18 protein-coding genes are annotated in these 19,736 nt (G+C 65.8%); 12 read left to right on the top strand and 6 right to left on the bottom strand.

Annotated elements, in window-relative coordinates; translation table 11 throughout:
- Positions 1–88: 88 nt before the first annotated feature.
- The 4 genes from ACSQ22_RS01190 to upp all read left to right on the top strand — a co-directional run bounded on the left by ACSQ22_RS01190 (position 89) and on the right by upp (position 3,872).
- Entirely contained in the window at positions 89–895 is an 807-nt protein-coding gene (locus ACSQ22_RS01190; RefSeq protein ID WP_228895725.1) for a glycine-rich domain-containing protein, read from the top strand.
- A 166-nt stretch (positions 896–1,061) separates the two neighbouring features.
- Positions 1,062–1,904: an enoyl-CoA hydratase-related protein gene (locus ACSQ22_RS01185; RefSeq protein ID WP_436129160.1), complete on the top strand. Its 843-nt coding sequence runs from the start codon at positions 1,062–1,064 to the stop codon at positions 1,902–1,904.
- Positions 1,905–2,048: 144 nt separating this feature from the next.
- Positions 2,049–3,041, top strand: a complete 993-nt coding sequence (locus ACSQ22_RS01180; RefSeq protein ID WP_436129159.1) for a threo-3-hydroxy-L-aspartate ammonia-lyase — start codon at positions 2,049–2,051, stop codon at positions 3,039–3,041.
- A 183-nt stretch (positions 3,042–3,224) separates the two neighbouring features.
- Complete coding sequence (gene upp, locus ACSQ22_RS01175; protein ID WP_121420316.1) at positions 3,225–3,872, top strand: uracil phosphoribosyltransferase; 648 nt, start codon at positions 3,225–3,227, stop codon at positions 3,870–3,872.
- 62 nt (positions 3,873–3,934) lie between these two features.
- On the opposite strand, the gene ACSQ22_RS01170 is transcribed toward upp, so the two are convergent.
- Complete coding sequence (locus ACSQ22_RS01170; RefSeq protein WP_436129158.1) at positions 3,935–4,474, bottom strand: hypothetical protein; 540 nt, start codon at positions 4,472–4,474, stop codon at positions 3,935–3,937.
- Positions 4,475–4,840: 366 nt separating this feature from the next.
- Between ACSQ22_RS01170 and ACSQ22_RS01165 the strand changes: the two genes are divergently transcribed.
- From ACSQ22_RS01165 to ACSQ22_RS01140, 6 genes are all read left to right on the top strand, one after another.
- Positions 4,841–5,851, top strand: a complete 1,011-nt coding sequence (locus ACSQ22_RS01165; protein WP_121420318.1) for a BMP family protein — start codon at positions 4,841–4,843, stop codon at positions 5,849–5,851.
- A gap of 139 nt (positions 5,852–5,990) precedes the next feature.
- Complete coding sequence (locus ACSQ22_RS01160; protein ID WP_436129157.1) at positions 5,991–6,956, top strand: 5'-methylthioadenosine/S-adenosylhomocysteine nucleosidase; 966 nt, start codon at positions 5,991–5,993, stop codon at positions 6,954–6,956.
- A gap of 201 nt (positions 6,957–7,157) precedes the next feature.
- Positions 7,158–8,702, top strand: coding sequence for an ABC transporter ATP-binding protein (locus ACSQ22_RS01155; protein ID WP_436129156.1), 1,545 nt, complete (start codon positions 7,158–7,160; stop codon positions 8,700–8,702).
- A 19-nt stretch (positions 8,703–8,721) separates the two neighbouring features.
- Positions 8,722–9,783, top strand: a complete 1,062-nt coding sequence (locus ACSQ22_RS01150; protein ID WP_218299835.1) for an ABC transporter permease — start codon at positions 8,722–8,724, stop codon at positions 9,781–9,783.
- A gap of 114 nt (positions 9,784–9,897) precedes the next feature.
- Positions 9,898–10,821, top strand: a complete 924-nt coding sequence (locus ACSQ22_RS01145) for an ABC transporter permease (RefSeq protein ID WP_436129155.1) — start codon at positions 9,898–9,900, stop codon at positions 10,819–10,821.
- The gene (locus tag ACSQ22_RS01140; protein WP_436129154.1) at positions 10,818–11,291 is read left to right on the top strand and encodes a hypothetical protein; all 474 of its coding nucleotides are present in this window, start codon (positions 10,818–10,820) and stop codon (positions 11,289–11,291) included. Before ACSQ22_RS01145 ends, ACSQ22_RS01140 begins: the two co-directional genes overlap by 4 nt.
- A gap of 17 nt (positions 11,292–11,308) precedes the next feature.
- Here the strand turns inward: ACSQ22_RS01140 and ACSQ22_RS01135 are convergent, their stop codons facing one another.
- Positions 11,309–11,701, bottom strand: coding sequence for a VOC family protein (locus tag ACSQ22_RS01135; protein ID WP_436129153.1), 393 nt, complete (start codon positions 11,699–11,701; stop codon positions 11,309–11,311).
- A 125-nt stretch (positions 11,702–11,826) separates the two neighbouring features.
- Between ACSQ22_RS01135 and ACSQ22_RS01130 the strand changes: the two genes are divergently transcribed.
- On the top strand, positions 11,827–13,101 hold the full coding sequence (locus tag ACSQ22_RS01130; protein WP_436129152.1) for an amidohydrolase family protein: 1,275 nt from the start codon (positions 11,827–11,829) through the stop codon (positions 13,099–13,101).
- Positions 13,102–13,159: 58 nt separating this feature from the next.
- Here the strand turns inward: ACSQ22_RS01130 and ACSQ22_RS01125 are convergent, their stop codons facing one another.
- The 3 genes from ACSQ22_RS01125 to ACSQ22_RS01115 are packed head-to-tail and all read right to left on the bottom strand — an operon-like array spanning position 13,160 to position 18,139.
- On the bottom strand, positions 13,160–14,293 hold the full coding sequence (locus ACSQ22_RS01125; RefSeq protein ID WP_436129151.1) for an ABC transporter permease: 1,134 nt from the start codon (positions 14,291–14,293) through the stop codon (positions 13,160–13,162).
- A 1-nt stretch (position 14,294) separates the two neighbouring features.
- Complete coding sequence (gene rbbA / locus ACSQ22_RS01120) at positions 14,295–17,075, bottom strand: ribosome-associated ATPase/putative transporter RbbA (RefSeq protein WP_436129150.1); 2,781 nt, start codon at positions 17,073–17,075, stop codon at positions 14,295–14,297.
- Positions 17,072–18,139: an HlyD family secretion protein gene (locus ACSQ22_RS01115; protein WP_436129149.1), complete on the bottom strand. Its 1,068-nt coding sequence runs from the start codon at positions 18,137–18,139 to the stop codon at positions 17,072–17,074. Before ACSQ22_RS01115 ends, rbbA begins: the two co-directional genes overlap by 4 nt.
- A 154-nt stretch (positions 18,140–18,293) precedes the next feature.
- Between ACSQ22_RS01115 and ACSQ22_RS01110 the strand changes: the two genes are divergently transcribed.
- Positions 18,294–18,950 carry a hypothetical protein gene (locus ACSQ22_RS01110; protein WP_436129148.1) on the top strand — a complete coding sequence of 219 codons (657 nt, stop codon included), beginning with the start codon at positions 18,294–18,296 and terminating at the stop codon, positions 18,948–18,950.
- Positions 18,951–19,090: 140 nt separating this feature from the next.
- Here the strand turns inward: ACSQ22_RS01110 and ACSQ22_RS01105 are convergent, their stop codons facing one another.
- Positions 19,091–19,720 (bottom strand): DUF1569 domain-containing protein, encoded by a 630-nt coding sequence (locus ACSQ22_RS01105; protein ID WP_436129147.1) that lies wholly within the window; start codon positions 19,718–19,720, stop codon positions 19,091–19,093.
- Positions 19,721–19,736: the final 16 nt, after the last annotated feature.

Raw genomic sequence — 19,736 nt, 5'->3', positions numbered from 1 at the left:
GACCATCTGGCGACACTGCCCAAAGTGTCATCAATCAGTCACCAAACAGCCGTGAAATCGCCACACAAACACAAAAAAAGGAGGGACGATGAAGCGCATCGAAAACGTTCTGCTGTGGTGGGGAAGCAAGGTCGTGCTGCTGGCGATTGCCGTGTGGGTGGCCGCCATCGTCGGGATCTTCGCGGGCGCCTGGCGCCTGCGGTGGCCCTGGATTCTGTATTTTTTGGCCACAGTCATCATCACCGCCCTGGTGATCCAGTGGACCAACGCGGTCCGCCAGCGCTATATCCGCGAAGCCCCCCTGCCCCGCTTTCTACAGCGCAAGCTGCGCGAAACCTACCCCCACCTGAGCACCCGCGACTGCGAGCTGGTCGAACGCGGCCTGCGCCAGTTCTTCATGGCCTGCCTGCGCGGCAACAAGCAGTTTGTGGCCATGCCCTCCAAGGCGGTCGATGCGCTGTGGCATGAGTTCATCCTGCACACCCAGGCCTACAAAGCCTGGTGCCACAACGCCCTGGGCTTCTTTTTGCACCACACACCCGCCGAGGCGCTGGGTAAAAAGGCGCGCCACAACGATGGCCTGCGCCGCTGTTGGTACTGGGTATGCAAGGAGGAGTCCATCGACCCCAAGGCCCCCAGCCGCCTGCCCCTGCTGTTTGCGCTGGATGCCAAGTTCGCCATTGCAGGCGGCTTCTCCTACGTGCCCGACTGCTCCGACATCGCCCGCAAGAGCGACGCGGGTGGCAGTGGTGGAGACAGCTACTGCGGCACCAGCTTCTCGGACGGCAGCTACAGCGGCAGCTCGGGCGACTTTGGCGGCGCCGAAAGCTCGGATGGAGGTGGAAGCGACGGCGGAGGGGATGGCGGCGGCTGTGGTGGCGGGGGCGGCGATTGACAGACTGTGCCTGTAGACGTCCGCCGCCGGTGCTGCCGCACGCGCGCAAAAGCACTCATGTTTTCATAGCTGCCAGCGCTTACCAGATAAGCGCTGGCAGCCAAAATAGCTCAAAGTCACCCAGGCGACGACCCGACCTGCATTCACCGGTCTACAGTGGCACCCCATGAACACCCTCACCTGCTTTTCCCTCAGCATCACCGACCACGTGGCCCATCTGGTGCTGAACCGCCCCGAGGCCATGAACACCATGCACCCCACCTTCTGGCGCGAGCTGGACGAGGTGCTGGCCCAGCTCAACAAGGCGGGCGAAGCGCGGGCGCTGGTCATCAGCAGCACCGGCAAACATTTCAGCGCAGGCATGGCGCTCGAAACCTTTGGCGGCGCCATCACCATGGACGACCAGAGCCCCGAAGGCCGCGCCGCCATCTTTGACCTGCTCACCGACATGCAGGCCACCTTCACCCGCATCGAAAGCCTGCGCATCCCCGTCATCATGGCCATCCACGGCGGCTGCATCGGGGGCGCGGTGGACATGGTGACGGCCGCCTGCATCCGCTACGCCACGGCCGACGCGTTCTTCTGCATCCAGGAGATCAACATCGGCATGGTGGCCGACGTGGGCACGCTGCAGCGCCTGCCCAAGCTGATCCCGCTGGGTGTGGTGAAAGAGCTGGCCTACACCGGCCGCCGCCTGAGCGCAGCCAAGGCCCTGGGCTACGGACTCGTCAACGAAGTGTTCGAGACCCAAGAAGCGATGCTTGCCGCCGCGCTGCAGTGCGCGCAAGAGATCGCCAGCAAGCCGCCCGTGGCCATCTGGGGCACCAAACAGGCCGTGAACTACGCCCGCGACCATTCGGTGGAAGACAGCCTGCGCCAGATGGGCTGGCTGCAAGGCGCCATCTGGAGCAACCAGCATGTGCGCGAGTCGGTCACGGCGATGAAGCAAAAGCGCGCGGGCGACTTCCCGGCACTGACGCCGCTGCAACGGTTCAGCGAGCTGGGCTGACCCGCCATCAACCATCAAAATCTATAGCTGCTCGCGCTTGCCACACATGCGCGTAAGGCCATTTTGGATTGAAACCACGCGGCAACCCGCTATCATCCCAGGGCTGAAGGGGCAAGCGTTTGCCCCGCCACCAGGGATGCCGCCATGACCTTGCCCAGCCTCACCCCGCCCACCTACGACGACGTGGCCGCCGCCGCGCACCGGCTCAAGGGCATGGCGCACCACACGCCGGTGCTGCGCTCCACCACCGCCGACGACCTGCTGGGTGCGCAACTGTTCTTCAAATGCGAGAACCTGCAGCGCACCGGAGCCTTCAAGTTCCGGGGCGCCTTCAACACCCTGGCCCAGTTCACCGATGAGCAGCGCGAGCGCGGCGTGCTGGCCTTTTCGGCCGGCAACCACGCGCAGGCCATCGCGCTGTCGGCCCGCATGCTGGACATGCCCGCCGTCATCGTCATGCCCGCAGACGCGCCCGCCTCCAAGATGGCGGCCACACGGGCCTACGGCGCCCAGGTAGTCACCTACGACCGCTACACCGAAGACCGCGAAGCCATCAGCCGCCACCTGGCGCTGGAGCGCGGCATGACGCTGGTGCCGCCGTTTGACCACCCGCACGTCATTGCGGGCCAGGGCACCGCCGCCAAAGAACTGTTTGAAGAAGTGCCCGACCTGGACTACCTTTTTGTCTGCGTGGGCGGTGGCGGCTTGCTGGCAGGCAGCCTGCTGGCCGCGCAGGCCCTGGCACCCCAGTGCCGCGTGGTGGGTGTCGAGCCCGAAACGGGCAACGACGCCCAGCAGTCGCTGCGCGCCGGGCACATCGTGCGCATCCCCACGCCCCACACCATCGCCGACGGCGCGCAAACCCAGGCGCTGGGCGAGCTCACCTTCCCCATCATCCGCGACCATGCCGAAGATATCATCAGCGTGAGCGACGAACAGCTCATGCAATCCCTGCGCTTCTATGCCGAGCGCATGAAGATCGTGGTGGAGCCCACCGGCGCCCTGGCCTATGCGGGTGCGCAGGCCTTCTCTGGCGCTGACAACGGAGGCAAGCTGCTGCACGGTGAGCGCGTGGGCGTTCTCATCAGCGGCGGCAACGTTGACCTGGCGCGCTATGCGCGGTTTCTGGCGGACTAGCCCGCGCCCCCCCTGAGTCGCCTGCGGCGCCTTCCCCTCAAGAGGACGCCGCCAGTGGCCTGGCGAAGCCAGTTCCACGGCGTCCACTGGCCTGGGCCGCGCCAGTTTTTACGGGCGCTGGCGCAAGTACCGTCAAAATACCGCCACCCCTTTCATTTCTACCTGTAGACCATAGGCCTCGCCATGAGCACTGCCAGCACCAACAACAACGTCACCGTCATCACCCACCCCCTCGTCCAGCACAAGCTCACGCTCATGCGCCGAAAGGACGCCAGCACCAACAGCTTTCGTCGCTTGCTGGGGGAGCTAAGCACGCTGATGGCGTATGAAGTCACGCGCGACATGCCGCTGCAGGACATCGAGATTGAAACCCCGCTGGAGACCATGACCGGCAAGGTCATCGACGGCAAGAAGCTGGTGCTGGTCTCCATCCTGCGCGCGGGCAACGGGTTCCTGGATGGCATGCTCAACGTGGTGCCCGGCGCCCGCGTGGGCCACATCGGCCTGTACCGCGACCCGGCCACGCTGCAGCCCGTGGAGTACTACTTCAAGATGCCGTCCGAAATGGACGAGCGCGACATCATCGTGGTGGACCCCATGCTGGCGACCGGCAATTCGGCCTCCGCCTGCGTAGACCGCCTGAAAAAGCTCAACCCCCGCTCCATCAAGTTCGTCTGCCTGCTGGCCGCCCCCGAAGGCATCGCCACCATGCAAAAGGCACACCCCGACGTACCTATTTTCACCGCAGCGATTGACCGCGAACTGAGCGACCACGGCTACATCCTGCCGGGCCTGGGCGATGCGGGCGACCGGATTTTTGGCACCAAATAGGCCACGCACCGCAAAAAAGCCCCGCAAATGCGGGGCTTTTTTGATACTGCGGGTACCGCAGTTCAGCAGATGGCTCCAGGGAGTTGCTGCATGCACTGGTGCGAGGTTGTGTTCGAACGGCCGGGTGCGGGTGCGTTTGCCTTTGCCGTAACCGAGCCAGCCGCTAGGCCTTTCACCACGGCATCCCCGGTCTGAAGCGATCGGTCGAACACCAGCGACTCGCCAAATACCAGCTCCACCCAGGTCGGGTAGGTGTAGGCTGTACCACGGTTATGGTCCACCACTGCGCCGATGACGCCGCCAAGGACGATATTCCCCGCCATCCCGCCATTGGGGCGGGATATCAAACGTGCGTTGGCTGGCTGCTCTCCATTCTTCGTGCAGACGATCGTCATATCGCCCGCTGAACGGCGCAGTGCCTCCGTGCCACCAGACTTGAAGCTTGTCGATCCATAGTCGTTAGTTGCCACACAGTCGGCGCCAGCTACCACCGCGCCACTCTTTTGCCTTGTATCCACGCGGACGCCGTGGGTGGTGTCGTTCGTTACCGAAGCACACCCGACCAACGTCATTGCGGTTGCCACTGCCATCAATGCTTTCACAAGAATTCCTCCCAAGTCATTTTGTAGTCACACACAAGCGCTTCGGGCGAGTTCAGGGGAACCTCGCAAGGCCCCGTCTTCAGCGCCGCCCCCGGCATCCATCCAACGAATTCAAGGGACACCTGAAAACTCCCCGCGCCGTCTCGTACCAGCCAGCCGGTCCAGACGCCCTCATTCGAGCGCAGGATGGTAGTGCGAGAAATACGCTCGACAGCGATGGGCTTGCGAACTTCGGGGGCTACCGAAACACAATGTTCTAACGCTTGCATCTTGCAATCAAGATACCGCCATGCCCTTTGTGTGCATACTTATTGCTTGGACCCGAGCGCACATCCCCTTTTGTTGCATTTCACAAGGACCCCAACCATGACCACTCGCCGCATCTTCACTGGCAGCCTGCTCTGCACCTCCATGGCCCTGTCCACAGCCCTGACGCTCGCACCATCACTGGCCACAGCGCAGTCCAAGCTCAAGGTCGCGGCGATCTACACGGTGCCCTTCGAGCAGCAATGGGTCAGCCGCATCCACAAGGCCCTGAAAGCCGCCGAAGCACGTGGCGAGATCGAATACAAAGCCAGCGAGAACGTCAGCAACGCCGACTACGAGCGGGTGATGCGCGAATACGCGACCGGCGGCAACCAGCTCATCCTAGGCGAAGCCTTTGCGGTGGAAGCCGCCGCCCGCAAGGTGGCCAAGGATTTCCCCAAGACGTCCTTTCTGCTCGGTTCCTCCGGCAAGCCGCAGGCGCCCAACTTCAGCGTGTTCGACAACTACATCCAGGAACCCGCGTACCTCAGCGGCATGGTCGCGGGCGGCATGACCAAGACGAACAAGATCGGCATGGTGGGCGGCTTCCCCATCCCCGAGGTCAACCGCCTGATGCACGCCTTCATGGCGGGCGCCAAAGAGACCAATCCCAAGGTCGAGTTCACCATCACCTTCATCAACAGCTGGTTTGACCCGCCCAAGGCCAAGGAAGCCACCTTTGCAATGATCGACAAAGGCGCCGACGTGCTCTACGCCGAGCGCTTTGGCGTGAGTGACGCGGCCAAGGAGAAGGGCAAGCTCGCCATCGGCAACGTGATCGACACCCAGCCGCAGTACCCCGACACGGTGGTGGCATCGGCCATCTGGCACATGGAGCCCAGCATCGACCGTGCGCTCAAGCTGGTCAAGGAAGGCAAGTTCACCGCCGAAGACTACGGCCCGTACTCGATGATGAAGCACAAGGGCTCTGAACTCGCGCCGCTGGGCACGTTCGAGAAGAAGGTGCCCGCCGACATCGTGGCCAAGGTCAAGGCGAAAGAGGCCGACATCCTGGCGGGCAAGTTCACCGTAAAGGTAGACGATAGCCAGCCGAAATCGACGGCCAAGTAAGCACTGAATGTGGCGGGCACCCACCCTGCCCGCCCCTGTTCCAGTCTGTGCACAGGCCACCTCAGCAAAGCGGTGGCCTGTTTGTTTTTTCGCGTTGACTGCGCGCACCGCTGTTCTTCTTTGACGAGGCACCACACCCATGCAATCCCTCTCCGCCGCCAAGCCCTCCCTGATCTCCCGGTGCACACGCCTGCTGGGCGCCCTCACCCTCGCCGCCGTGGTGGCAGGCTGTGCCGCTACCGCGCCCGGCAAGACGGCGGTGCGGCTGGACGACACGCCCCGCATCGCCGTCATCTCTGCCTTCGCCCCCGAGCTGACCGTGCTGCTGCCCCAGGTGCAGCAGGCCGCCAAACACAGCATCAACGGCGTGGAGTTCACCACCGGCACGCTGGAGGGCAAGCCTGTAGTGGTATTCCTCTCCGGCATCAGCATGACCAACGCGGCCATGAACACGCAGTTGGTGCTGGACCGCTTCAACGTGAGCCATGTGGTCTTCAGCGGCATTGCGGGCGGCGTCAACCCCAGCCTGCACATTGGTGACGTCACGGTGCCCGCGCAGTGGGGGCAGTACATGGAATGGCTGATGGCGCGTGAAGACAAACCCGGCCAGTACAGCGCCCCCGCCTGGATGAAAAGCGAGCTGACGATGCCCGCCTTCGGCATGATGCACCCGCGCCCGGTCGAAGTGCGCTCGGCAGCCCAGCCCAAGCTCTCCAAAAAGTTCTGGTTTGAAGCTGACCCGAAGATGCTGGCCACCGCCCGCAGCCTGCAGAACGTGGGCCTGGAACACTGCCTGGCCGCCACCTGCCTGAAGCAGCGCCCACAACTGGTGGTGGGCGGCAACGGCGTATCGGGCCAGGCCTTTGTGGACAACAAGGCCTTCCGCGAATACGCGTTCAAGACCTTCGAGGCCAACGTGCTCGACATGGAAACCGCCGCCACCGCCATGGTGGCGCACAGCAACGGCGTGCCCTACATCGCGTTTCGCTCGCTGAGCGATCTGGCGGGCGGCGGCGAGGGCGAAAACGAAATGGGCACCTTCATGGGCCTGGCGGCGGCCAATTCGGCGAAGGTGCTGCGGGCCTTCCTGGCAGCGTGGAAGTGAGCGCGATGAACATACAACGGCCTTCGCGATGCGCCGGTAGCCCCTCCCCCCTCGCGGGGGAGGGGTTGGGGAGAGGGGGAAGCTGGAAACCGGCGCCGCGCTGGGTACGTAAGCCTCGCCCCCTCTCCCCCACCCTCTCCCGCGAGGGGAGAGGGAGCGAAAGCCAACGGCAGCTAGCGCGCGGCACGGTGGAGGACTGACATGCCCCCTGTCCTGCGCCTCACCCACATCACCAAACGCTTCGGCAAGCTCGTCGCCAACGACAGCATCAGCCTGACGCTGGCGCGCGGCGAAGTGCTGGCCCTGCTGGGCGAAAACGGTGCGGGCAAGTCCACGCTGATGTCCATCCTGTTCGGGCACTACGTGGCCGACGAAGGCAGCATCGACGTCTTTGGCCAGCCCCTGCCCCCCGGCCAGCCGCGTGCGGCGCTGGCGGCGGGCATTGGCATGGTGCACCAGCACTTCACGCTGGCCGATAACCTCACGGTGCTGGACAACGTGCTGCTGGGCAGCGAGCCGCTGTGGCAGCCTTTCTCCCGCCGCAGCGAAGCGCGGGCCAAGCTGCTGGCCGTGTCGCAGCAGTTTGGCCTGCCAGTGAGCCCCGATGCGAAGGTCGGCAGTCTCTCGGTGGGCGAGCGCCAGCGGGTCGAAATTTTGAAAGCGCTCTACCGGGGCGCCCGCATCCTGATCCTGGATGAACCCACTGCCGTGCTCACCCCGCAGGAGAGCGAGGCACTGTTCGACACCCTCGCTCAGATGGTGGCGCAAGGCCTGTCCATCATCTTCATCAGCCACAAACTCGGCGAGGTGCTGCGCGTGTCCCACCGCGTGGCCGTGCTGCGCCAGGGCAAGCTGGTGGCCGAGGCGCCTGCGCAGGGCACAACGCAGGGGCAGTTAGCGCAATGGATGGTGGGCCATGCGATAGAGGCGGCCGAGCGCCGCCCAACACAGCATGTAGGCGAGCCTATCTGCACCCTGAGCAACGTCAGCACTGCCCCCATGGGGCGCGATCGATTGAACCATGTGTCCCTCACGCTCCGCGCGGGCGAGATCGTGGCGATTGCAGGCGTGAGCGGCAACGGCCAAGTAGCGCTGGCCGATGTGCTGTGTGGCGTGCGTGCGGCCTCCTCCGGCGCGGTCACCCTGCGCGGCGCCCCTCTGCAAGCCCGGCCCGCGTGGCTGGTGAGCCAGGGCGTGGCCCGCATCCCCGAAGACCGGTACGCCGTGGGCGTCGTGGGCGACCTGCCCGTGTGGGAGAACGCCGTGTCCGAACGCCTGCGCGGCCCTTGGTTCGCACACCCGTGGTTCCGTGCCTTCTGGGTCAAGCGCCGCGCGGCGCGACAGCATGCGCAGCGGGTGGCCGAGACCTTTGACGTGCGTGGCGGCGGGCCGGATGCGCCTGCGCGGGCGCTGTCGGGCGGCAACATGCAAAAGCTCATCCTGGGCCGGGCGCTGATGCCGCCACAGAATGGCGCGGGCAACACCGCGCCCGCCCCCCAGCTCATCGTGGCCCACCAGCCCACCTGGGGGCTGGACATTGGCGCGGTGATGTTTGTGCAGCAGCAGCTCATCAACGCTCGCGACAGTGGTGCTGCGGTATTGTTGATCTCCGACGACCTGGACGAAGTGCTGGCGCTGGGCGACCGCGTGGCAGTGATGCACGACGGGCACTTGAGCGAGGCCCGGCCCGCAGAAGACTGGACACGCGAAGCCATCGGCCTTGCCATGGCAGGTGCAACCCACTGAGCGACAACAAGAAAAATCCATGAGACTCGAAAAACGCAACCACACCTCCCCCGCCGCCTATGTGCTGGCACCGGTGGGCGCCGTGGTGTTCACATTGATCGTCAGCGCCCTGCTGGTGCTGTGGGCTGGCGCCCCCGTGGGCCAGACCTATGCGCTGCTGCTGCAAGGCGCGTTCGGCTCAGTGTTCGCACTGACCGAAACCCTCACCCGCGCCACGCCGCTGATCCTCACGGGGCTGGCGGCCGCCGTGGCCTTCCGCGCCCGGCTGTTCAACATTGGGGCTGAAGGCCAGCTCTATGCAGGCGCGCTGGCCGCCGTGGCCGTGGGCGGCATGCACGGCGGCACGGGACTGGAGTGGTCGCCCTACCTGCTCTTCCCGCTCATGATGCTGGCGGCTGCGCTGGCCGGTGCCGCGCTGCTGCTGGGCCCGGCGCTGATGAAGGCGCGGCTGGGGGTGGACGAGGTGGTCACCACGCTGCTGCTCAACTTCATCATGCTGCTGCTGGTGTCGGCCCTGCTGGATGGTCCGATGAAAGACCCGCTTTCCATGGGCTGGCCGCAGAGTGTGGCGCTGCAGGGCGACCTGGAACTTTCCAAGCTGGTGCCGCAGACGCGGCTGCACACGGGGCTGCTGTGGGCCATCTCTCTGGCCGTGATGCTGTGGGCGCTGCTGGCGCGCACGGTGCCGGGGTTTGACATCCGCGCCGCCGGGGCCAATGCGCGCGCTGCGGCCTTCGCAGGTGTGCCCATCACCCGCACCGTGGTGCTGGTCGCCCTGCTCTCGGGCGGGCTGGCGGGGCTGGCGGGGGCTATCGAGGTGGCGGGCCGCACTGGGTATGTAACGCTCGACATGTCCCCCGGCTACGGCTACAGCGGCATCGTGATCGCGATGCTGGCGGGGCTGCACCCGCTGGGCGTGATTGCGGCGGGCACCTTTGTGGCGGGCGTGCTGGTGGGGGCTGACAGCATGAGCCGTGCGGTGGGCGTGCCGACCTACATTGCGGATGTGATCGTGGCGACCTCGCTGATCGCAGTGCTGGTGGCGGGGCTGCTCACGCAGTACCGCGTGCGCTGGAAGTGAGGGCGGCATGAACCTTCATTCACACCAAAATTTCAAGAAAAATGGGCCGTTACCGCGCGTCCATCATGCCTTTTTAGCTATCAAAAACAAAGCAAGCCATGCCGGAGCAGCCGCATGACCGAACTGCTCGACATCCTCGCCAACCCTGCGTTCTGGATCGCCACACTGCGCGTGGCCACCCCGCTCATCCTGGGCACGCTGGGGGTTTTGCTGTGCGAACGCGCGGGTGTGCTCAACCTGGGCATTGAAGGGATCATGGTGGCCGGGGCCTTTACCGGCTGGCTCACGGTGTATGCAGGCCATGGATTGTGGACCGGGGTGCTGGTGGCGGCGCTCACCGGCGCTGTCTTCGGGCTATTGCACGCCTGGCTGACCGTGGGGCTGGCGCTGTCGCAGCATGTGTCGGGGCTCGGCATCACGCTGCTAGCCACGGCGCTCAGTTACTACGGCTATCGCGTGAGCTTCCCCAAAGTGAACACACCACCCACCATCGAGCCGTTTGCGCCGATGGAGTGGCTGGGCATTCCCATCCTGTCTGCGCAGACGCCGCTCACGCTGCTGGCCCTACTGCTGGTGCCGCTCTTGGCCTGGGTGCTGATGCGCACCCCGCTGGGCCTGGCTGTGCGCATGGTGGGCGAGAACCCGCAGGCGGCCGAAGGCCAGGGCATCTCGGTGGCGGCCACACGCACGGGCACCATCGTGGCGGGCTCGGCGTTGATGGGCGTGGCGGGGTCGTTCCTCACGCTGTCGGCGTTCAACGCGTTCTTCTTCAACATGATCAACGGCCGGGGCTGGATCTGCGTGGCGCTGGTGGTGTTTGCATCCTGGCGGCCGGGCAAGGCGTTGCTGGGTGCGCTGCTGTTTGCGTTTTTTGATGCACTGCAGTTGCGGCTGCAGCAGGCGGGCGATGCGTGGCTGCCCTACCAGGTGTATTTGATGCTGCCCTATCTGCTGTCCATCCTTGCGCTGGTGCTGGTGGCGCGCAAGGCGGCGTATCCGCAGGCGCTGATGAAGCCGTATCGCAAAGGGGAGCGATGACAAAAACAAGTCAGCCCGTCGCACGTTGGCTGGCAGGTGCACTTCTGGCCTTCACCGGTCAGGCCCACGCGCTGGGGATGGATCTGCCCTATGAATCCTTCGCCACCGCGCCCGATGTGGACTGGATCAAAGTCTGTGGCGACTGGCCCGCGCCTGCGCAGTCCGGCGAAGGCCGCGGCGTGTACCGCATCGTGCACGCCACGCGTTATGCGCAGTCGTTCTTGTACCTGCAGTGGATCGTGCGTGATGGAAGCGACAGCGCCAGCGAGGTGCATACCGCGACCTTTGAACAGATCAACAACGACCATGCCGAAATCACCCTGAGCCAGATGAACTGCCAGCCCACACGCAGGGGTATTCGATTTACCGCGCGGGCGCAGTCTGGCTACGACGACACCGTGTTCCGCATCACCATCGACGCGGGGCACAAGCCGGGCGAGGTGCGTTTTCGCACCAACAAGAGGCGCTGATGCGTTGCCCCCCTGACTCAGGCACCGGGGGCGCCCATGGGCGTGCACAGCTCCACCAGCGCCCCGTTGATATCCGCCACATAGGCCACGGTCTGGCCCCAGGGCATTTGCTCCGGCGCCTGCACCAGTTGCGCACCGGCGCCCACTGCGCGTTGCACGGCGGCGGGTACGTTGGGGGTCGTGAACGCGATCTCAAAGCTTGGTGCGTCGGCCGACGCGCGCTGCGGGTTCTTGCCCAGCTCCGCCATCAGCCGCAGCGACGAGAAGGCCAGCGCGGTGGCACCGGTGTCCATCTCGCCATAGTCGCCCGCCTCGTGCACGAAACGGCGGACAAAGCCGAAAGCAGCCTCGTAAAAAGCGATGGTTTTTGGAACGTCTTCGACGTAGAGAATCGTGTAGCCAAATTGCATGAGAGCTGCCTTTGTAAGAATGGATGCGCTGAATCGTTGATGCGCAAAGCGAGACCCAGAGCTTAGGCACAGAGCCCGCTCACGTCTTGAAAAAACCCGACACTACGACCTTAACCGCCCACGCCATGCTCGACCTGCTCATCACCCACGCCACCCTGCCCGATGGCCGCCAGAACATGTCGATTGCCGTGCAGGACGGGCGCATTGCCGAAGTGACCGAAGGCCTGCAAGCCCCTGCGCATGAGACGGTAGATGCCGGTGGCCTGCTGGTGAGCCCGCCGTTTGTGGATGCGCATTTCCACATGGATTCGACCCTGAGCTACGGCCAGCCGCGCGCGAACGAGAGTGGCACGCTGCTCGAAGGCATTGCACTGTGGGGCGAGCTCAAGCCGACGCTGACGCACGAGGCCATCGTAGAGCGCGCCCTGCGCTATTGCGACATGGCCGTGGCGCGCGGACTGCTGGCCATTCGCAGCCACGTGGACACGAGCCACCCCAGCCTGCTCCCGGTGCAGGCCCTGCTGGATGTGAAACAGCGCGTGGCGCCCTACCTGGATTTGCAGCTCGTGGCCTTCCCGCAAGACGGCGTGCTGCGCGCGCCGGGCGGGCTCGACAACCTGAAACGGGCTCTGGATATGGGCGTGGACGTGGTGGGCGGCATTCCTCACTTCGAACGCACGATGGCCCAGGGGGCCGAGAGCGTGAAGATCCTCTGCGAGCTGGCCGCCGAACGCGGCAAGCGCGTGGACATGCACTGCGACGAATCCGACGACCCGCACTCGCGCCATGTCGAAACCCTGGCTTTTGAAACCCAGCGCCTGGGCCTGCACGGCCGTGTGACGGGCTCGCATCTCACCTCCATGCACAGCATGGACAACTACTACGTGAGCAAGCTCATCCCCCTGATGGCCGAGGCCGATCTGGGCGTGGTGGCCAACCCTCTCATCAACATCACCTTGCAGGGCCGCCACGACACCTACCCCAAGCGCCGGGGCATGACCCGCGTGCCCGAGCTGATGGCTGCGGGTCTCACCGTCGCTTTCGGCCACGACTGCGTGCTCGACCCCTGGTACAGCGGCGGCAGCGCCGACATGCTGGAGGCCGCGCACATGGGCCTGCACGTGGGGCAGATGACCAGCCAGGCTGCGATGCGGCAGTGTTTTGATGCGGTGACGGTGAACCCCGCGCGCCTGCTGGGCCTGGAGGGCTATGGCATTGCGCCCGGCTGCCATGCCGACTTCGTGCTGCTGCACGCACGCACCCCCGTCGAGGCCATTGCGTTGCGGGCAACCCGCCTGGGCGTGTGGCGGCGGGGCCAGCGGCTCGCCAGCAGCCCGGCACCCGTGGCGCAACTGCACCTGCCGGGGCGGCCCTGCAGCGTGGATTTCACGTCCAATTAGCCCCTGGCGCTTATCCAACAAGCGCAACATGCTACAAACTCAATAGTATCCCAAGCATCTACGCCATGCGCGCAATCGTCTTGCGAAACCGCGCCAGCGCCAGGCTGAACAGCACCGCCCCAATGCCCAGCAGCCACACCAGCGACGGCCACACCACCGCCCAGCCCGCGCCCCGGTAGAGGATGGCCTGGGCCAGTTCGGTGAAGTGCGTGGTGGGCGCCAGCGCCATCACGTACTGCACCCACAAGGGCATGCTCTCGCGGGGCGTCATGCCGCCCGACAGCATCTCCAGCGGCATCATTACCAGCACCATCAGCAGCCCGAACTGCGGCATGCTGCGCGCCACCGTGGCCATGAAGATACCCATGGACGTGGTGGCAAACAGGTGCAGCGTGGCGCCCAGCAGAAACAGCGGCACCGAGCCCTCGATGGGCACGCCAATCGCCCAGCGGATCACCGCCGTGAGCGACACCCAGGTAGCGACCAGCACCACCAGCGCCATGGCCCAGACCTTGGCCAGCATGATCTCGCCCGGGGTGACAGGCATGACCAGCAGGTGCTCCACCGTGCCATGCTCGCGTTCGCGGATCAGCGCGGCGCCGGTGAGGATGATGGAGAGCATGGTCACGATGTTGATCAACTCCATCAGCGACCCAAACCACGCAGGGTTGAGCGCCGGGTTGAAGCGCGAGCGCACCGTCAGCTCGATGGGTTGCTCGGCCACGGGGCGGTCGCGCTGCACGAACTCCGCCACCTCCAGCTGCACAATCTGCTGCACCGCCCCATTGGCCGCAAACGCCTGCCCCATGCGCGTGGCGTCGATGTTGAGCTGCACCTGCGGCACCCGGCCCGCCAGCACGTCGCGCTGGAAATGGGCGGGAATATGCAGCACCAGGGTGAAGCGGCCAGCATCCAGCAACGGATCTACCTCGCGCATGCTGATCATGGCGGGGCGCGTGAACTGGGGCGCGTAGAACGCCGTGGCGATGCGCTGGGACAGCGCCGAGTCGTCCTCGTCCACGATGGCAATGGGCACGTGGTACAGCGTCTCAGGCTGCGCCATGCCCGCCGAGTACACCGCCAGCGTGGTGGTGTAGACGATGAGGAACAGCATGGCCGGGTCGCGCCACAGGCTCCATAGTTCCTTGATGCCTAACCTGAAAACGTTCGACCAACGACCTCTCAGCGCCATGTCAGGTCTCCTGCTTACGTAGCAACAGGATGGCGGTGCCGACGATGACCGGCACCGCTACCAGCATGGGCCAGAACTCGGCCTGCAAATCCTGCAGGCCCAGCGCCTTGTTGAACACCCCCCGGCTGATGGTGAACATGTGGCTGGCCGGATAGGCCTCTCCGAACCAGCGCGCAAAGCCCGTCATGGACGACACGGGGTTGATGAGCCCCGCAAACTGCACGGCCGGAATGATCGTGCCCACCATGGCAAAGAACATCGCCGCAATCTGGCTGCGCGTGACGGTGGAGGCCAGGAGGCCCATGCCCGTGGAGCACAGGCTGAACACCACGGCGGCCAATGTCAACGTGGCAAAACTTCCCGTCATCGGCACGCCAAACACCGTCACCGCTGCCAGGCACATCAGGCCAAAGTTGAACAGCGCCAGCAGCACATAGGGCAGCTGCTTGCCCAGCATGAATTCGGTGCGCGTGGTCGGCGTGACATACAGGTTGATGATGGAGCCCAGCTCCTTCTCGCGCACCACGGCCAGGGCCGTGAGCATGGCGGGCAGCATGAGCAACAGCAGCGGGATCACGGCAGGCACCATGGACGGCAGGCTGCGCACGTCGGGGTTGTAGCGGTAGCGCGGCTCCACCTCCAGCAGGCCCCGGGGCACCACGCCCGTGCGGCTGCGGCTTTGCTCCACCAGCCATTGCTGGTGCAGGCCCTGGGCGTAGCCGATGACGGTTTCGGCGCGCTGCGGCATGGCGCCGTCCACCCAGGCGCCGATCTGCACCGGCTGGCCGCGTGCCACGTCGCGGGCAAAGCCGGGCGGGATCTCCAGCGCCAGCGATATCTCGGCGGAGCGCATGCGCGCATCCAGCTCGGCATAGGTGGTGATCGGCGGCTGCTCGGTGAAGTAGCGCGAGCCCGCCAGGTTCAGCGTATAGGCTCGGCTCAGCGCGGTCTGGTCGCGGTCCAGCACGGCAAAGCGCAGGTTCTCCACATCCATGCTGATGCCGTAGCCCATCACGAACATCAGGATCAGCGAGCCGAGCAGCGCCATGGCGCCCCGCACCGGGTCGCGGCGCAGCTCCAGCGCTTCGCGCCACTGGGTGCTGTGGATGCGGGCCAGGCTTTGGCGCAGGCGGGTGGGCCAGGTGGGCCAGGTGGGAGTATTGGGCGCGGACACCGGCGATAGCGCAGTGGGGCCCGAAGCCGCCACGGACACAGGAGCCTGGGCCGTGCCCGCAGCATCTTCCAGGTAGCCGATGAAGGCTTCTTCCAGCGTGGCGGCGCCGCGCTTAGCGACGATGTCCTGCGGCGCAGCGCTTTCCAGCACGCGCCCCGCGTGCATCAGCGAGATGCGGTCGCAGCGCTCGGCCTCGTTCATGAAGTGGGTGGAGATGAAGATGGTGACCTTGTCGCGCCGCGCCAGCTCCACCATCAGGCGCCAGAAGTTGTCGCGGGCCATCGGGTCCACACCCGATGTGGGCTCGTCCAGGATCAGCAGCTCGGGCTGGTGCACCATGGCCACGGCCAGCGACAGGCGCTGGCGCATGCCCAGCGGCAGCTTCATGGGCAGTGCGCTGCGGGCGGCCTGCAGGTCAAAGCGCTCCAGCATGGCCGACACGCGCCCTGGCACCTCGGCCTCGGGCACGTGGAACAGCCTAGCATGCAGCACCAGGTTCTGCTCCACCGACAGCTCGCTGTACAGCGAGAACGCCTGCGACATGTAGCCCACCCGCCGCCGTGTGGCCATGTCCTTGGGGTCCACCGGCTGGCCAAACAGCCAGGCCTGCCCGTCGCTGGCGGGCAGCAGGCCGGTGAGCATCTTCATGGTGGTGGACTTGCCGCAGCCGTTGCTGCCCAGAAAGCCAAAGATCTCGCCGCGCTGGATGCGAAAGCTCACATGGTCCACCGCCACAAAGTCACCAAAACGCATGGTCAGGTCGCGCGCCTCGATGGCCACGTTGACGGCATCATCCGCCTGCGACCGGTCCAGCGGCGGAATCTGCACCGCCTGGTGGCCCCGGCGCTTGGCCTCGGGCAGCAGGGCCACAAAGGCCTGCTCCAGCGCATCATGCCCGGTGCGGGCCATCAGCTCGGCAGGCGTACCGGTGGCCAGAATGCGCCCTTCGTCCATGGCCACCAGCCATTCAAAGCGCTGCGCCTCTTCCATGTAGGCCGTGGCCACGATCACGCTCATGCCCGGCCGCGCTGCACGGATGCGGCCGATCAAATCCCAAAACTGCGCGCGCGCCAGCGGGTCCACGCCGGTGGTGGGTTCGTCCAGGATGAGCAGGTCGGGGTCATGGATGAGCGCGCAGCACAGGGCCAGCTTTTGTTTCATGCCGCCCGAGAGCTTGCCCGCTGGCCTTGCCAGAAACGGATATAGCCCCGTGCTGCGCGTGAGCTCGTCAATGCGGCGGCGCCGCTCGGCCGCGTCGTGCCCGAACAGGCGGCCAAAAAACTGCAGGTTCTCTTCCACCGACAGCGTGGGATACAGGTTCTTGCCCAAGCCCTGGGGCATGTAGGCGATGCGCGGGCACACCCGGCTGCGGTGGCGGCTTTTGGCCATGTCGCCGCCCAGCACTTCCACGGCGCCCTGCTGCACCGCCCGCGCGCCCGCCACCAGCGCCAGCAGGCTGGACTTGCCCACGCCATCCGGCCCGATCAGGCCCACCATGCGGCCCGCGGCCACTTCCAAATCGATGTCTGCGAGCGCCACCGTGCGCCCGTAGCGCTGGCCCACGCCACGCAGGCGGGCCACGGGTGCCGCGCTGCCGGGGAGGTTCACTGGTCGGCCTTGACGGCGAGATTAGCGGGCCATTCCACTGCGGGGTCTACCCGCAGCCAGGCCACGCCGGGCAGGCCGGTCTTGACCTGGTCCTGGTGGCGCAGCAGCAGCGCCTTGTCGATCTGGGCCCGCACGCGGAACATGAGCTTCTGGCGCTCGCTGGCGGTCTCCACCGTCTTGGGGGTGAACTGCGCGGTGCTGGCGACAAACGAGACTTCTGCAGGAATCACAAAGCCCGGCGCAGCATCGAGCACGATGCGCACCTCGCTGCCCAGCGCCACGCGACCCGCCACGGTCTCTGGCAAGAAGAAGGTCATGTACACGTCGCTCAGGTCCACCAGCTGCAGCACCCGTGCGCCCGCGCCCACCACCTCGCCGGGCTGCACCACGCGGAACTGCACACGGCCATCGCGCGGGGCCTTGAGTTCACTGTCGGCCAGCTCCACATCGATCCGCGCGAGCGTGGCCTGAAGCGCGCGCACGTTGGCCTCGGCACTGGTCACCTGCGTCCGGGACGCGCCAATACCCGCCTGTGCGGCCTTGGCCTGTGCTTTGGCAGCGGTCACAGCGGCCTGCTGGCTGCGCACCTTGGCGCGGTCATCGTCGAGCAACTGGCTGGAGAAAAAGCCTTCGCGCGCCAGCTGCTCAGAGCGCGGCAGACGGCGGCGGGCAGTGTCGAGGTCGCTCTCGCGCTGGGCCACCACGGCCAGCGCGGCCTGGTAGTCGCTTTCGCGCTGGGCCACCTGCACCTGGGCGCTGCTGATGGCCAGCTGCGCCTGCTGCAGCCGGGCCACGGCCTCTTCGCGCTGGGCCTGCAGGCCGTCGATCTGCATCCGGGCCAGGGGTTGACCGGCTTTTACAAAGTCGCCCTCGGCCACCAGCACCTCCAGCACCCGACCCGCCAGCTTGGTGGCCACGGCGATCTCGGTGGCCTCGATGCGGCCGTTGCCGCTCACAAAACCGGGGCCTGGCCCCTGGGCCTGCCAGGGCGCCCAGCGCAGCAGCAGCCATCCCCCCAGCAGCACCACGGCCAGGGCCGCGGCGATCTTCCATTGCTTGCTCATGGTCCATCCTTGTGGGCACATGGGCCCATCCGGGGATGGTAGCTTTGCACTCCACGTTGCCCCAAGCTGCAGCACGCCCTCTCTTGACCTGCATCAATCGTCCCCCCAACATCCGGCTCGCACCGGCCGCGCGTGGCTCTCGCACCCGAAACCCATGACCGCCTTCACCCCCCCGCCCCTTTCCGACACCCTGGCCTGGCTGCTGGGCCGTCCTGTCAGCGCCGAAGACGGGCTGACGGAAGATGAACTGGCTGCCGCAAGCCATCGCCTGGGGTGCCAGGTGCCCCCTGCCCTGCGCGCTTACTACGCCGCCGTGGGCAGGCGTGCCGATTTGATGGCCGGTTTTCAGCGGTTTGCGCCGCTGCAGGATTTGGAGTGCCTGGGCGACAAGCTGCTGTTTCTGGAAGAAAACCAGGCCGTGTGCTGGTGGGCCACCGATGCGCAGCAGCGGGTATGGCAAACCACCGACCTGGACGCCCCCGACTGGCACGAGGAAGACCTGGGCCTGGATGCGTTTTTGCACACCATCGCCTACTACCAGATGGCCCAGGGTGGCTACCCGTTCTGCGGCATGCGCGCGTGCCATGGGTTCTCAACGCAGGGGGACCTGGCAGCGCTGCTGCACGCCATGCAGGCGCAGGCCGTGGTGGATGTAGCGGGGCTGCGCATCTTCACCGTGGGGCCGCAGGCGCTGGTGTGGTACCTGCATGCCGAGAGGGAGCTTGCAGAGCCGGGCTTGTTCCTGAGCGCCCTGGACGCCGATCGCTTTGAGGCGCTGTGCGCCCAGTGGGACTTTGACGATCTGGGCTGATCTGACAATCAGAAAATGTTAAGAAAAATGGCTCCAGCGCTTATTGAACAAGCGCTAATAGCTATATTATTTATAGCAAACAATCTCAGTCAGGGTTGAATTCCGCGGCCCACACCGCACGCGTTGCACCAGCCCTCCACTCAGCCCCGCACATCAAACGCCGACAGGTGATTGGCCAGGTGCATGGCGTGCGCCTGCTCGTACTGCACGCGGCTCAACGCCCCGTAGGCAAAGTGCGGCTGCAGCGGCCCGGCATGGGCGGCAAAGTCCTGCACGGCCTTGCGCAGCCGGGCCAGGGCCGCTGACGCGTCGGGCGTGGACGCATCCAGCGCGGGCGCGCCGGGAATGGGTTCTGCCAGGTTGTGGCTCATGCGGCCGCGCAGGTCAAACACGTTGAAAGCCGCTGCACCCAGCGTGTTCTGGAACAGCGCCGACTGGGGGGCCGGAAAACCCTGCAGCGAGAACTCGATGCTCTGTGCGCAGTGCTCCAGCGTCTGCGACCAGCTCCAGGCCGTGGCGGGTGCCAGCGGCTGGACCGCCGCGCCTGCAAGGCGTTCTACCTCTTGCATGGCGCCCGCCAGGGTGCCAAAGACGAGTTGCCGATCGTTTCCGGGCCGGTAAAGCAGGTACCCAGCACCAGAGACCGCCACCACACCCAGGGTGGCCAACCCCGTACCCGATCGGAGGAACGCCCTGCGCGGTGCAGCGGGTGGGGTGGGCGACACATCGAACGGGGCGCCCGGATTGCTGCCGTGGGGATTGATTGCCATGGGATGGTGGTCAGGT

It is taken from the genome of Acidovorax sp. LjRoot38 (genome assembly GCF_964252975.1).
Lineage (GTDB): Bacteria > Pseudomonadota > Gammaproteobacteria > Burkholderiales > Burkholderiaceae_C > Acidovorax > Acidovorax facilis.
Note: the sequence above shows the minus strand (reverse complement) of the source record. Positions and strands in the feature narration are given on the sequence as shown.

What these genes read in the sequence shown, in the direction of transcription:
- ACSQ22_RS01160 (WP_436129157.1), top strand. Translation starts at nt 5,991, where the DNA reads ATGCAATCCCTCTCCGCCGCCAAGCCCTCCCTGATCTCCCGGTGCACA.
- ACSQ22_RS01115 (WP_436129149.1), bottom strand. Translation starts at nt 18,139, where the DNA reads ATGAGCAAGCAATGGAAGATCGCCGCGGCCCTGGCCGTGGTGCTGCTG.
- ACSQ22_RS01135 (WP_436129153.1), bottom strand. Translation starts at nt 11,701, where the DNA reads ATGCAATTTGGCTACACGATTCTCTACGTCGAAGACGTTCCAAAAACC.
- ACSQ22_RS01125 (WP_436129151.1), bottom strand. Translation starts at nt 14,293, where the DNA reads ATGGCGCTGAGAGGTCGTTGGTCGAACGTTTTCAGGTTAGGCATCAAG.
- ACSQ22_RS01140 (WP_436129154.1), top strand. Translation starts at nt 10,818, where the DNA reads ATGACAAAAACAAGTCAGCCCGTCGCACGTTGGCTGGCAGGTGCACTT.
- ACSQ22_RS01180 (WP_436129159.1), top strand. Translation starts at nt 2,049, where the DNA reads ATGACCTTGCCCAGCCTCACCCCGCCCACCTACGACGACGTGGCCGCC.
- upp (WP_121420316.1), top strand. Translation starts at nt 3,225, where the DNA reads ATGAGCACTGCCAGCACCAACAACAACGTCACCGTCATCACCCACCCC.
- ACSQ22_RS01145 (WP_436129155.1), top strand. Translation starts at nt 9,898, where the DNA reads ATGACCGAACTGCTCGACATCCTCGCCAACCCTGCGTTCTGGATCGCC.
- ACSQ22_RS01105 (WP_436129147.1), bottom strand. Translation starts at nt 19,720, where the DNA reads ATGGCAATCAATCCCCACGGCAGCAATCCGGGCGCCCCGTTCGATGTG.
- ACSQ22_RS01190 (WP_228895725.1), top strand. Translation starts at nt 89, where the DNA reads ATGAAGCGCATCGAAAACGTTCTGCTGTGGTGGGGAAGCAAGGTCGTG.
- ACSQ22_RS01165 (WP_121420318.1), top strand. Translation starts at nt 4,841, where the DNA reads ATGACCACTCGCCGCATCTTCACTGGCAGCCTGCTCTGCACCTCCATG.
- ACSQ22_RS01130 (WP_436129152.1), top strand. Translation starts at nt 11,827, where the DNA reads ATGCTCGACCTGCTCATCACCCACGCCACCCTGCCCGATGGCCGCCAG.
- ACSQ22_RS01110 (WP_436129148.1), top strand. Translation starts at nt 18,294, where the DNA reads ATGACCGCCTTCACCCCCCCGCCCCTTTCCGACACCCTGGCCTGGCTG.
- ACSQ22_RS01185 (WP_436129160.1), top strand. Translation starts at nt 1,062, where the DNA reads ATGAACACCCTCACCTGCTTTTCCCTCAGCATCACCGACCACGTGGCC.
- ACSQ22_RS01150 (WP_218299835.1), top strand. Translation starts at nt 8,722, where the DNA reads ATGAGACTCGAAAAACGCAACCACACCTCCCCCGCCGCCTATGTGCTG.
- ACSQ22_RS01155 (WP_436129156.1), top strand. Translation starts at nt 7,158, where the DNA reads ATGCCCCCTGTCCTGCGCCTCACCCACATCACCAAACGCTTCGGCAAG.